The 12,713-nt window shown below is 37.9% G+C and carries 8 protein-coding genes; 5 read left to right on the forward strand and 3 right to left on the reverse strand.

Annotation, left to right across the window (positions count from 1 at the left end; translation table 11 throughout):
• Nucleotides 1-242: 242 nt before the first annotated feature.
• From AACZ30_RS02605 to AACZ30_RS02615, 3 genes are all read left to right on the forward strand, one after another.
• A complete protein-coding gene (locus AACZ30_RS02605) occupies nucleotides 243-1,700 on the forward strand; it encodes a sodium:solute symporter (protein ID WP_339647636.1) in 1,458 nt (485 codons plus the stop codon).
• Between the two features lie 12 nt (nucleotides 1,701-1,712).
• Nucleotides 1,713-2,729, forward strand: coding sequence for a dipeptide epimerase (locus tag AACZ30_RS02610; RefSeq protein ID WP_208223601.1), 1,017 nt, complete (start codon nucleotides 1,713-1,715; stop codon nucleotides 2,727-2,729).
• Nucleotides 2,730-2,793: 64 nt separating this feature from the next.
• Nucleotides 2,794-4,023: an NlpC/P60 family protein gene (locus AACZ30_RS02615; protein WP_339647637.1), complete on the forward strand. Its 1,230-nt coding sequence runs from the start codon at nucleotides 2,794-2,796 to the stop codon at nucleotides 4,021-4,023.
• Between the two features lie 125 nt (nucleotides 4,024-4,148).
• Here AACZ30_RS02615 and AACZ30_RS02620 read toward each other — a convergent pair whose 3' ends face one another.
• From AACZ30_RS02620 to AACZ30_RS02630, 3 genes are read right to left on the reverse strand one after another with little or no spacing between them, the layout of a single operon-like run.
• Nucleotides 4,149-5,084: an N-acetylmuramoyl-L-alanine amidase gene (locus tag AACZ30_RS02620; RefSeq protein WP_339647638.1), complete on the reverse strand. Its 936-nt coding sequence runs from the start codon at nucleotides 5,082-5,084 to the stop codon at nucleotides 4,149-4,151.
• A gap of 4 nt (nucleotides 5,085-5,088) precedes the next feature.
• The gene (gene nagB, locus AACZ30_RS02625) at nucleotides 5,089-7,011 is read right to left on the reverse strand and encodes a glucosamine-6-phosphate deaminase (RefSeq protein ID WP_208223607.1); all 1,923 of its coding nucleotides are present in this window, start codon (nucleotides 7,009-7,011) and stop codon (nucleotides 5,089-5,091) included.
• Nucleotides 7,012-7,017: 6 nt separating this feature from the next.
• A complete protein-coding gene (locus AACZ30_RS02630; protein ID WP_339647640.1) occupies nucleotides 7,018-8,304 on the reverse strand; it encodes an ROK family transcriptional regulator in 1,287 nt (428 codons plus the stop codon).
• Between the two features lie 215 nt (nucleotides 8,305-8,519).
• Between AACZ30_RS02630 and AACZ30_RS02635 the strand changes: the two genes are divergently transcribed.
• Together AACZ30_RS02635 and AACZ30_RS02640 are read left to right on the forward strand one after the other, a co-directional pair.
• Nucleotides 8,520-9,677 (forward strand): heparan-alpha-glucosaminide N-acetyltransferase domain-containing protein, encoded by a 1,158-nt coding sequence (locus AACZ30_RS02635; protein ID WP_339647641.1) that lies wholly within the window; start codon nucleotides 8,520-8,522, stop codon nucleotides 9,675-9,677.
• Nucleotides 9,678-9,693: 16 nt separating this feature from the next.
• The gene (locus AACZ30_RS02640) at nucleotides 9,694-12,642 is read left to right on the forward strand and encodes a glycoside hydrolase family 3 N-terminal domain-containing protein (RefSeq protein WP_339647642.1); all 2,949 of its coding nucleotides are present in this window, start codon (nucleotides 9,694-9,696) and stop codon (nucleotides 12,640-12,642) included.
• Nucleotides 12,643-12,713: the final 71 nt, after the last annotated feature.

Genomic DNA, 12,713 nt, shown 5'->3' on the forward strand with positions numbered 1-12,713 from the left:
TATAAAATTTTAAATTCCGAAAAAAGAAGTCAGGATTTGCAGAAAGAAGTAGGAGAGAAGAAAACTAAACTTCAAAAAATTGGAGTTACCGCGGTAGATCGTACCGGTAATCAGAGCGAGTTTATAGAAATTAAAGTAAATTAATTCGGGGCAAGCCCACGATGTAAAAAATGAAAAGTATTTTAGATTTCGAGGCATGCCCCGGAACAATAAATCTCGATTATCGAGTAAATTAATCATATATGAGCCCTATTCTCGTTTTTGGCGTAATAGCCGGTTATTTTCTTTTATTACTGGCTATTAGTCATTTTACCTCCAAGCAAGCCGATAACAATACCTTTTTTACTGCAAACAGGCAATCGCCCTGGTTCCTGGTAGCCTATGGGATGGTTGGCGCAACCCTTTCTGGCGTTACTTTTATTTCTGTTCCAGGGGAAGTTGGTAACTCTAACTGGACTTATTTGCAATTCGTGATGGGGAATATGGTAGGATATGCGGTGATTGCATTAGTTTTAATTCCGTTATTCTATAAATTGAAATTGATCTCTATTTATGAATATTTAAAAGATCGCTTCGGGCAGAATTCCTATTATGCCGGGGCTTCGTTTTTCCTTATTTCCCAAACAATAGGTGCTTCTTTTCGATTATTTTTAGCGGCTTTAGTCTTGCAAATTGCATTTTTTGATGCTTTTGGAATTCCGTTTTGGGTTACGGTAATGATCACCATTGCTTTAATTTGGTTATATACGTTTCGAGGAGGGATCAAAACCATCGTGTGGACAGATACCCTGCAAACTACTTTCTTGTTGTTAGCTGTGGTGATCAGTATTTTTATGATCGTAGACCATATGGGACTTAAATTTACCGATGTATTCGCAACCGTTGCTAACAGTGAAAAATCTACAATTTTCGACTGGAATTGGCGCTCTAATAATGCGTTTTTCAAGAGTTTCCTGGCGGGAATATTTATTACCATTGCGATGAATGGGCTTGACCAAAACGTAATGCAGAAAAATTTAACCTGTAAAAGTAAAGGCGAAGCACAAAAGAATATTTTCTGGTTTTCTATCGTGTTTTTCTTTTCTACTGTGCTTTTTTTAGCTCTGGGAGTTCTGCTTTATAAATACGCGATGGACCAGGGAATCGCCATTCCCGAAAGAACAGATGATCTTTATCCATTACTGGCATTAAATCACTTTGGAATTCTTGCCGGTGTTGTTTTCCTCTTAGGAATTACCGCCGCGGCATTTTCCAGTGCAGATTCAGCATTAACAGCACTTACCACTTCATTTTGTGTGGATATTTTAGATATTCAGAAAAAAGAAAAAAATCAGAAAAAGACCAGGTTATTGGTTCATATTGGGTTTACCATTTTAATGTTCATTGTAATTATAGTCTTTAATTCGCTAAATGATAGCAGCGTGGTAAGCGCCGTATTTAAAGTCGCTGGCTTTACCTATGGCCCACTTCTGGGTCTATTCGCTTATGGTTTGTTGAGTAAAAATCCGGTTAGGGATAAATGGGTACCCGTGGTATGCATTTTATCACCGGTAATTTCAGTAATTTTAGATTTCAATTCTGAAGCCTGGTTAAACGGCTATCAGTTCGGTTTTGAAATTTTGCTGGTTAACGCCGCAATTACTATGTTAGGACTTTTCGCCCTATACAGAGCTAAAACCGATGAGGTTTCTATTGACTAAAATTCTAAGAAAATGGAGCTAAAATTTCATCCATACAACCTGGAACTAAAAAACACCTTTACCATAAGTCACGGTTCCAGAGATGTTCAGCCAACTTTAATCGTTTCCTTAAGCGACCGCGGATTTACGGGTTATGGGGAAGCTACGGCAACTTCCTATTACGGAGTTACGATTAAAAAAATGCAGGCCGATATTCTTAAGATTGAAGACTTAATTGCTGAAAATATTCTCCTGGAACCAGAAGAACTATGGGATTTAACTTATCCGCATTTAAAAGAGAATCCATTTGCGCTTTGTGCACTGGATATGGCGATGCATGATCTCCACGGAAAAAGAAATCAGCAACCACTTTATCAATTATGGGGGCTGGATTTAAAGAATATTCCGCTTACCAACTATACTATAGGGATAGATTCTGTAGAAAAGATGGTTCAGAAAATTAAAGAATTTCCCTGGCCGCTTTATAAAATCAAACTCGGAACCGAAGATGATGTAGCTATTGTAAAAGAACTGCGAAAACATACAAATTCAATTTTTCGGGTAGATGCTAATGCCGCCTGGACGGTAGATCAGGCTATAGAAAATGCGAAAATTTTAAAAGAATTGAATGTTGAATTTTTAGAGCAGCCTTTAAAAGCAAATGATTGGGAGGGAATGGAAAGGCTTTATAAAGAATCGGTTTTACCACTTATTGCCGATGAAAGTTGTATTGAAGAAAGTGATGTTGAAAAGTGCGCAGGCTATTTTCACGGAATAAACATTAAGCTTACCAAATGCGGCGGAATAACGCCCGGGAAAAGAATGATTTTAAAAGGAAAATCACTTGGTTTAAAAGTAATGGTGGGTTGTATGACTGAATCTACGGTTGGAATTTCAGCCATTGCACAATTATTGCCGCTCTTGGATTATGTAGATATGGACGGTGGACTTTTAATTAAAAATGATATCGCCGATGGTGTAAAAGTTTATGATGAAAAAGTACATTTCCCAGAAAGAAATGGCACTGGGGTTGAGCTATACGAAAATTAGAAAATCACGTCATTCTGAACTCGCTTCAGAATCTAAGCTTCTTAAAAAGTAAAAATAATTACCAATGAAACTAATTGCAAAATCTTATTTACCCTTCCTCTTAACACTTTTCTTATTCGCTTCCTGCGAGGAGAAGGAAGAAAAAAAAGAGGAGAATCCGCTTCAAAACCAAATAGAAGAAGTAGAAAAAACCTACGCGCCAGATGGCCGGGTAGCCCTCTTTGAAGTTACAGCTGAAAAAAACGGAGAAACTTATATTCTTAAAGGAGAATCTAACGATCCTGAAGCGGTAAATTCATTAAAAGAAAAGCTAGAGTCAGAAAATATCAAGTTTACCGATAGCATTCGGGTCCTTCCAGATACTGAAGGTTTGGAGAATGAAATTCGCGGGGTTGTAAAAATTTCAGTGGCAAACTTAAGGGATGAGCCCAAACATTCGGCGCAACTGGTAACCCAGGCAACCCTGGGAATGCCGCTTAAAGTTTACAAAAAAGAAGGGAGTTGGTATTTTGTTCAAACTCCGGAAGGCTATTTGGCCTGGGTAGATTACGGCGGAATTGAAAATATGACTGAAGAAGAATTTGCCAATTGGAAATCTCAGGATAAATTAATTTTTACCGAGCCTACGGGTAATTCTTATTCCGATGCCAATTCTGACGCTCAAACAGTTTCAGATCTTGTAGCTGGGAACATTTTAGAGCTTATAAGCGAGGAAAATAATTTTTATAAGGTAGAATATCCAAATGGAAAAAAAGCCTTTGTAGAGAAAGCCTACGCTCACCCTTATAAAGAATGGCTGGCTTCTTTAGATCAAACCGAAGAAGATTTGGTTGCTACTGCACATAAATTAATGGGCTTACCATATTTATGGGGTGGGACTTCTCCTAAAGGAGTAGATTGCAGCGGTTACACCAAAACCATATTTTTCCTGAACGGGATGGTAATTCCGCGGGATGCGTCCCAGCAAATTCACACCGGTGATGTTGTTGATACTGATAAGAACTTTGAAAATCTTGAAAAAGGCGACCTGCTTTTCTTTGGAAAACCGGCAACCGATTCTACTTCAGAGCGCGTGATTCATGTAGGAATGTGGATTGGTGATAACAAGTTTATTCATTCTATGGGCGAGGTGCATATTAGTAATTTTGATACGGAAGCCGAAGATTTTGATGAATACAACTACAATCGCTACCTACGAACCAAGCGAATTTTAAACAAAGAAGATAAAGGCTTAATCTACCTTAAAAACACCGATCTTTTTACTAATTCTGAAGGTGAAGAAGTGAAGATGTAGTTTTTATAAATCTGATACTATTAAAAAGGTATTCTGCAAGTGTTTATTGAAGTCGTCATCCTGAACTTGTTTCAGGATATAGGATGTTAGAACTAAAATCTAGTTCCGTTTGACATAATACTTTCTTACAAATACTTCTTATGCAGCTGGTAAAGGACTTTTAGATCGTGCTTACCAAAAGGCTGGTCTAAATCTTTTTGTATAAAATGCAATTTAAAAGCGCTTTTTGCAGCCTCCAGATCTGACGTATCAAAGCCTATAATTTTTAATGCATTTTCAACATTAAAATCTGCTGGAATTACTTCAGGGAAAACCAATTTATCTATAAATGGAATTCGTGTATTAAGCCGGTTGTTGAAGTGAATCGCCAAAGGATTCGGTTTAAAAAATTCGGCTTCCAGTTTTAAATTTTCTACTTCAGCTTCATCATACCAGAACCCAAAACCTTCTTCGGCTAAACGTTTCCAGGGGAAATTAGCGTTGGGGTCTACTTTTCTTGAGGGCGCAATATCTGAATGGCCAATAAAATTTTCATCAGGAATACTGTATTTTTCCTTAATTTCTTTAAGCAATTCAATTAAACTATTTATTTGAAGGTCGGTAAATTCTTCTTTCCCATTATTATCAATTTCAATCCCCAGGGAAGAGGAATTTAAATCGGTATTATTTCCCCATTTCCCAATTCCACCGTGCCAGGCGCGGTAGTAATCATTCAGCATATGAAAAATTTCACCGTTTTTGGCAATTACATAATGTGAACTTACCTGGGTTCTGGGAAGGGTGAAAGTGGTTAATGTTTGGCCAACAGAGTCCTGAGCGGTATGGTGAATTACAACATAATTGGGTTTTCTCAGGTTAAAATTAGTAGTTCCCACCCAGTAGTCACCATAATTGAGTGCGGATTCTTTCTGGTTTTCGGGGGTGGGGAACTGCTGTAACTGTTTACTGTAAGCCATTGCCTGTTTTTTATGTAAACGATTGGTTTTTGCGTAAGGGTTACTTCCGCAGGAAATAATAGCCATAGCCATTATTAAATAAAAAACAGGAATTAATTTTTTCATTGATCTATTCGAATTTCCATTTTACAAAAGCTTCCATTGCTTCGTAATTCGCTAATCCCAGTTTATCATAACTTTCGGCTGTTTCGCGATTTCTTTCTTCTGCTCTTACCCAGAATTCCCGTTCATCATCGCCAGGGAATACCGGCCTGTCTTTTTGCGACTGGTGTTGGAAAATAGCGTCTCTTTTGCGTTGTACTTCTTTGGGAGAAAGCGGTACGGCCATTTCAATTTCGTGCACTTCAAATTCCTGCCATGCGCCACGATACATCCATAACCAGCAGTCTTTGGTCCAGGATTCAGTTTTTCTAAGCCTTTTCATAGCTTCAAGGATAATTCTGAAACATACAATATGAGTTCCATGAGGATCGGCAAAATCGCCGGCGGCAAATATTTGATGAGGTTTTACCTCTTTCAATAATTCCATGGTAAGTTCAACATCCTTATCGGTTACAGGATTTTTCACTTTTTTCCCGGTCTCATAGAAAGGTAGGGCCATAAAATGAATATTTTTATCTTTTAAGCCGGCATAACGGGCACCTGCAATCGCTTCAGATTTTCTAATAAAAGCTTTTACATCTCTTATTTCATCTAAATCTATCTCGTTAGGCTCTTTTTTATCGATAAAGTCACGCATTTTCTCGTAAGTAGCCTCCAGCTTTTCGGTATCTTCCCCGGTACTTTTCTTAAAATCTATGGCAAACTCTACGTAACGTAATACATCGGTATCCCAAACAGCGGTGTTCCCTGAAGTTTGGTAAGCCACGTGAACATCGTGACCCTGGTCTACCAGTCTTATAAAAGTTCCGCCCATAGAAATCACATCATCATCTGGGTGTGGGGAGAAAATAATAGAACGTTTTTTTGCAGGGCTTTTGCGCTCTGGGCGCTGGGTATCATCAGCATTGGGTTTTCCTCCCGGCCAACCGGTTATACTGTGCTGTAACTGGTTAAATACATTTATATTAATATCGTAGGCGGGGCCTTGCTCGGTGGCAAGTTGCGCCATTCCGTTATTATTGTAATCTTCGTCAGTAAGTTTTAGGATTGGTTTCTTTACTTCGGAAGAAAGCCAGATTACCGCTTTTTTAATAAGCGCTTTATTCCAGGAACAGTCTTTTACTAACCACGGCGTATTAAATCTTGTTAACTCTGAAGCCGCATCTTCATCTAAAATAAATTCTACATTATCTGAAAGCTGAAGGTAAGTTGCTGGGACATTTCCAGACATTTCTCCTTCAACCGCTTTTTTAATAATTGGAGCTTTTTTCTTGCTCCAGGCCATTAAAATAATCTCTTTTGCCTTAAAAATGGTGCCAATTCCCATAGTTATGGCTTTGGTAGGCACATTTTCTTTACCACCAAAATCTCGCGAAGCATCCCTTCGGGTAAGATCGTCTAATGTTACTAAACGCGTTCCTGAGTTTGGAGCAGAACCCGGTTCGTTAAAACCAATGTGACCGGTTCTACCAATTCCCAGTAATTGAAGATCTAAACCTCCCACAGCACCTATTTGATTTTCATAAGCGAGACAATAATCGGTAATATCTTCTTTGGCCAGGGTTCCATCTGGAATATGAATATTTTCCCTTTTTATATCTATATGGTTAAAAAGGTTTTCGTCCATAAATTTCACGTAGCTCTGTTTAGCATCAGGCTGCATGGGGTAATATTCGTCCAGGTTAAACGTAATCACGTTTTTAAAGCTAAGCTTCTCTTCTTTATGCATTCTAATCAGCTCTTCGTAAACTTCTACCGGGGTGGCGCCTGTAGCAAGGCCCAGCACGGCATTTTCATGCTTGTCTTGTTTACGTCTAATAAGATCTGCAATTCGTTTAGCTACCTTTTTTGAGGCAATATGTTCATCTTCATAAACTTTTACCGGTAGTTTTTCAAAACGTGTTTCTTCTAAAAGATTTAATCTGGCCATAATTTTTTAACTAATTTGGGATTTCACCAGGCTAACCTGGTCTTTAAAAATATCGTCCATTACTGCTATGGTACCGCCATATAAACTGGAATTTGCACCCAGGGTAGAGAGTTCTATTTTGGTGCGTTCCTTAAGCTGCATCATACAGTAAGTGTTCATTGATTGTTGAATTGGGGTGGTGATAAACTGTTTAGCTTCGGCTATTTTTCCTTCTAAAATCACTAATTCGGGATTAAAGATTTGAATGAGGATTGCGATACCTTTTCCAAGATTTATTCCTATTTCAGAAAGTACATTTATCGCAAACTGGTCGCCACGGTTTGCGGCATCAATAATAGTTTCTGGCTCCAGTTTTTCTAGCTCTTCCTTCTTAAGTTTATTTAATACCGAAGTTTGACCCGCTTTTAAACCTTCTTTGGTTTTTCTAACCAGGGCAAGTCCCGATGCTTCTGTTTCCAAACAACCGCGTTTACCACAGTGGCAAAGCAGCCCATCTTCTGTCATTGGAATATGTCCAAACTCGCCTGCAAAACCAGATTCCCCGCTGTGCATCCTGCCACCCATAATAATTCCCAGGCCAATACCCCAGTCCATAGAAATTACCAGAACATTACTCTTGTTTTTGGCGGTACCAAATCGAAATTCAGCTAAACAGGCACTTTTTGCATCGTTTAAAATAGCAACGGGTTTTTTAAACTTTTTCTCGAACTTATTTTTAAGTGATTCGGGCTCCTGTTCGCTTAGATAATAGGTAAAGTTTTTGCCCGCTTCAGCCGAAACCAGTCCAGGCATGCTTATACCAACACCCATTACCTGGTCCAGTTTCACTTTAGCTTCTTTTAATAATTTCTGGGTCCACTCAAATAAGAGGTCTACAATATTAGAATCTGTAGAAATCTCTGCGGGCCAGGATTGTTCGTGTAGAATGGTATGGTTATTATCAATTACTGCCAACTTAATTCTAAACCGTTCTATATGAATACTTACCACAAAAAACGAATTCTCTACAAGTCCATAAAGATCTGGTTTACGGCCACCTTCAGATTTCCCCCTACCTTTTTTTATCACTATGCCTTCCTCAATAAGTTGATTGAGCAGAGACATGGAAGTAGGTAGGCTTACATTAAAGCGCTGGCAAACTTCGGCGTTTGAGGTTTCACCATTCAGAAATAGATGTTTTGTAATCTTTAATTTCTGAAGGAATTTCTTTCGCTCTACATTATTAATATTAGATAGTTTCTTTTCATCTATAAAAAAGTCATGTAGATCTGTTGGCATAGTTTGAGTTGTCATATTTTAAAATAAAAGCATTAATAGTTTGTTTTAAGCTTTTAAAAAAATGAATTTATTTTGAATTTAAAAGTATATAAAAAAATTATTTTTAAAAATACTTTTTCGATTTTTTTATAAAAGATTGATTATTTAATCGAAATTTATACTTTTATGGGATAATACAAACTTGAATTTTTAAATCTAAACCTCAGCTTTCAGGAGCATCATAAAGAAGAATGACTAAAGTCAATAAACTATTTAAGGAAGCAAAAACCGGAAAAAACCAGCGTTATTTAGCTTTAGATGTATTGCGCGGATTTACCGTAGCGCTAATGATACTGGTGAATACGCCGGGAAGCTGGTCACATATTTATGCACCGTTTAAACACGCTCCCTGGGCTGGATTTACCCCAACCGATTGGGTTTTTCCTTCTTTCTTATTTGTAATTGGCAACGCGATGAGCTTTAGCCTACGTAAATATGAAAACATTTCGGAAAGTGTATTTTTAAGAAAGGTCTTTAAAAGGGCGGCACTTATTTTTCTTATCGGGTTATTTTTAAGCGCATTTCCGTTCGTATTTAGACAGGAAGGGGAACTGGTTTTGAAGAATCTGGCGAATATGCGAATTATGGGTGTTTTGCAGCGCATTGCTCTTTGCTATCTTTTTGCCTCGCTAATTCTTCATTATTTAAAACTGAAAAAATCTATCATTTTTGGAAGCTTAATTTTATTAGGCTATTGGGCTGTTATGTGGTTTTTTGGCGATCAGCCTAATCCGCTTTCTTTAGAGCATAATGCCGCGTTGAAGTTTGACCGATTAATATTTAACGATGCCAATCTTTATAAAGGTTATGGCCTTCCGTTTGATCCTGAAGGTTTATTAAGTACGCTTCCCGCAATTGTAAATGTAATTGCAGGCTATGTTGCTGGCGTTTTTATTCAAAAATCAGGGAATAATATTTCTACGGTAATAAAATTAAGTGTTTACGGACTCGTACTATTGATTATAGCGCAAATTTGGGATTTTTGTTTTCCTATAAATAAACCTATTTGGAGCAGCTCTTACGTAATTTACAGTACCGGGTGGACGCTTTTAGTGCTTTCGGCCTTAATTTTGATCATTGAAATTTTCAATTTTAAGAAATGGACGACTTTCTTCGAGGCTTTTGGAAAAAATCCTTTGTTTGTTTTTGTAATGTCTGGCCTGGCAGTAATGCTTATGAATATTATTTATGTTAATGGGCAGGCACTCAAACCCTGGCTTTATGAAAACTTATATCTTAGCTGGCTAAACAATTATAACGCCTCGCTGCTGTTTGCCATTTCTTATATGCTGCTTATGTGGTTGTTGGGTTACTGGTTACATAAAAAACGTATCTATATTAAAGTATAAATTCAATTGCTGAATAATGAGAAATAAAATATCACGCTTATTCATTTTTTTAATGGCCTTTTTCGGGCTTATACTTCAGGCCCAGGAAAAGGTTAAGAAATCTCCGGAATTTCTTCAATATACCAACAGCAAATGGGTTGACTCTATAATGCAAGAGCTTACTCCAAAAGAGCGAATTGCGCAACTTATTATGGTGGCGGCTTATTCTAACCGGGATAATGCTCATAAAGAAGAAATTCTAAAACTGATTAACGAACAAAAAATTGGCGGATTAATATTTTTCCAGGGTGATCCTGAAACTCAATTAAAGTTGATGAACGATTACCAGTTAGCTTCCGAAGTTCCATTATTGGGAGCGATTGACGCCGAATGGGGACTTGGAATGCGACTGGACAATACCATTAGTTATCCTTATCAAATGGCCCTCGGTGCAATTCGTGACGATAGTTTAGTGTACGATTTAGGGCAGGAAGTGGCCCGCCAAATAAAGCGTACGGGGCTTCATCTTAATTTTGCCCCAGTAGTAGATGTAAATAACAATCCGAATAACCCGGTGATTAATTACCGCTCTTTTGGGGAAAATAAAGAAAATGTTTCCGCAAAAGGAATCGCTTATATGCGTGGGATGCAGGATGCGAATCTGCTAACCACAGCTAAACATTTTCCCGGCCACGGAGATACCGATACCGATTCCCATTATGCGCTTCCGCAGATAAATCATCCTTTTGAAAGATTGGATTCCTTAGAAATGTACCCTTTTAAAGAATTGATAGACGCCGGGATTGGCGGCGTAATGGTGGCGCATTTAAATATTCCGGCACTGGATTCTACCGGGGTTCCTTCTACCTTATCAAAATCTATCATCACCGGAATTTTAAAAGATAGTTTAGGTTTTGAAGGTTTAATCGTGACCGATGCGATGAATATGAAAGGCGTAACCAAGGGAAACGAACCCGGGATTGTAGATAAAGACGCTATTTTAGCGGGTAACGATCTCTTAGAGTTTACAGAAGATGTTCCAAAAGCTATTGAGGAAGTAAATAAAGCCATTAAGCAAGGATTAATTTCTCAAAAACAGTTAGATGAACGGGTAAGAAAAATCCTGGCGGTAAAACAATGGGTTGGTTTGAATGAATTTAAAGCGCAAAGTCCTAAAAATATCCTGAAAGAGATCAATACAGCGGAAGCTAACTTTCTTAACAGAAAACTGGTTGAAGCTTCACTCACCGTATTGAAAAACGAAAAAAGTATATTGCCTTTAAGAAAGCTGGATACTTTGAAGATAGCTTCAGTCTCTTTTGGAGCTTCAAAACAAACCGAATTTCAGAAAACGCTGAATTTATATACCGAAGTAAAAAACTTTCAGTTAAAAGCTGATGCAAAAGCTTCGGAAATAGAAAAGATTAGGGAGAAACTTTTAGAATATAACCTTGTAATTGGTGGAATTCACGATGATAGCCGTTTTCCGAGAAATACAATGAAATTTTCAAAACCAGTTCAGGATTTCATTGCAGAACTTGCCGAAAAAGAACATACGATTTTCAGCTATTTTAAAAATCCATATTCCATAAATAAACTGGATAAAATTGAAAATGCAGCCGGTTTAATTTTAACTTATCAGGATACCAAAATCACGCAAGACCTTGCAGCCCAACTTATTTTTGGTGGAGTAGGAGCAAACGGAAGACTTCCGGTGAGTATTGGTGAGAAATTCAAGTCGGGAGACGGGATGGATGTTAAAGGAAAAATAAGATTTAAATATACCCTGCCCGAAGATGCCGGGATGAATTCTGAAAAACTTTATGGCGGTGTAGATTCCTTAATGCAGGAAGCTATTAAAAAAAAAGCGACGCCGGGAGGGCAAATTCTAGTCGCTAAAGATGGGAAAATTGTTTTACACAAAGCTTACGGTTACCACGAATACAGCGATACCATAAAAGTTAAGAAAACCGATTTGTACGATCTGGCTTCGGTAACAAAAATTTCTTCGGCTTTACCGGCTTTAATGAAATTACAGGACGAGGGAAAATTTGATTTAGAGGCCGGGATAGACGACTACCTACCGTACTTCAAAAACTCGAATAAGGCGGGCGTTCCTTTTCGGCAAATTCTAACACACCAGGCAAGGTTTAAACCCTGGATTCCATATTGGAAAAACACCTTGCGCAAAAACGGAAGCTTTAAATGGTACACTTTTAAGAAAGATTCTTCTGCCAGGTTTCCTATTAAAGTAAGTGGAGATTTGTGGCTACATCGTAATTACCAAAAGAAGATGTTTAAAGCCATCAAGAAATCTGAGCTGGAAGAGGAAGCAAAATATAAATATTCGGGTTTAACTTTTTACCTGCTTCCTTCTATAGTTGAAGAAATTAGTGGAGAAGATTTCAGAAAATATATCAACGAAAATTTTTACGATAAACTTGGCGCTACAACTCTAGGTTATAATCCGCTGGAACGCTTTGAAAAAAGCCGAATTGTACCTACAGAACACGATTATTTATTCCGAAAAAAACCCATTCACGGGATGGTTCACGATGAAGGAGCGATTATGATGGGCGGGGTTTCGGCTAATGCCGGGCTATTTTCTAATGCTAACGACCTGGCAAAATTGATGCAAATGTACCTGAACATGGGCGAATATGCTGGCGAGCGCTATATTGAAGAAGAAACTTTAAAAGAATGGAGTACGGCACAATTTCCCGAAAATGATAATCACCGTGGGGTAGGTTTTGATAAGCCATATTTAGAATACAAGGGAGAAAGCAGCAATACTGCAAAAGATGCCAGCAAAGCCAGTTTTGGCCACACCGGATTTACCGGAATTTACGCCTGGGTAGATCCCGAAGAAGATTTACTCTATCTTTTTCTTTCAAACAGGGTTTTGCCTTCACGGGAAAACACAAGGCTTTACCAATTAAATACCAGGACCAATATTCAGCAGGTTTTGTATGATGCAATAGAATAAACCGCCCAATTTTATTACTGTCATTGAGAATAATTCTGAATTAGCGAATAGATTCTTTAAAACTTTTACAT

Source organism: uncultured Salegentibacter sp., from assembly GCF_963972535.1.
Taxonomy (GTDB): Bacteria; Bacteroidota; Bacteroidia; order Flavobacteriales; family Flavobacteriaceae; genus Salegentibacter.

Excerpts from the sequence above, each read along its gene's own strand:
- AACZ30_RS02640 (WP_339647642.1), top strand. The coding sequence starts at position 9,694 with ATGAGAAATAAAATATCACGCTTATTCATTTTTTTAATGGCCTTTTTC.
- AACZ30_RS02605 (WP_339647636.1), top strand. The coding sequence starts at position 243 with ATGAGCCCTATTCTCGTTTTTGGCGTAATAGCCGGTTATTTTCTTTTA.
- nagB (WP_208223607.1), bottom strand. The coding sequence starts at position 7,011 with ATGGCCAGATTAAATCTTTTAGAAGAAACACGTTTTGAAAAACTACCG.
- AACZ30_RS02630 (WP_339647640.1), bottom strand. The coding sequence starts at position 8,304 with ATGACAACTCAAACTATGCCAACAGATCTACATGACTTTTTTATAGAT.
- AACZ30_RS02610 (WP_208223601.1), top strand. The coding sequence starts at position 1,713 with ATGGAGCTAAAATTTCATCCATACAACCTGGAACTAAAAAACACCTTT.
- AACZ30_RS02615 (WP_339647637.1), top strand. The coding sequence starts at position 2,794 with ATGAAACTAATTGCAAAATCTTATTTACCCTTCCTCTTAACACTTTTC.
- AACZ30_RS02635 (WP_339647641.1), top strand. The coding sequence starts at position 8,520 with ATGACTAAAGTCAATAAACTATTTAAGGAAGCAAAAACCGGAAAAAAC.
- AACZ30_RS02620 (WP_339647638.1), bottom strand. The coding sequence starts at position 5,084 with ATGAAAAAATTAATTCCTGTTTTTTATTTAATAATGGCTATGGCTATT.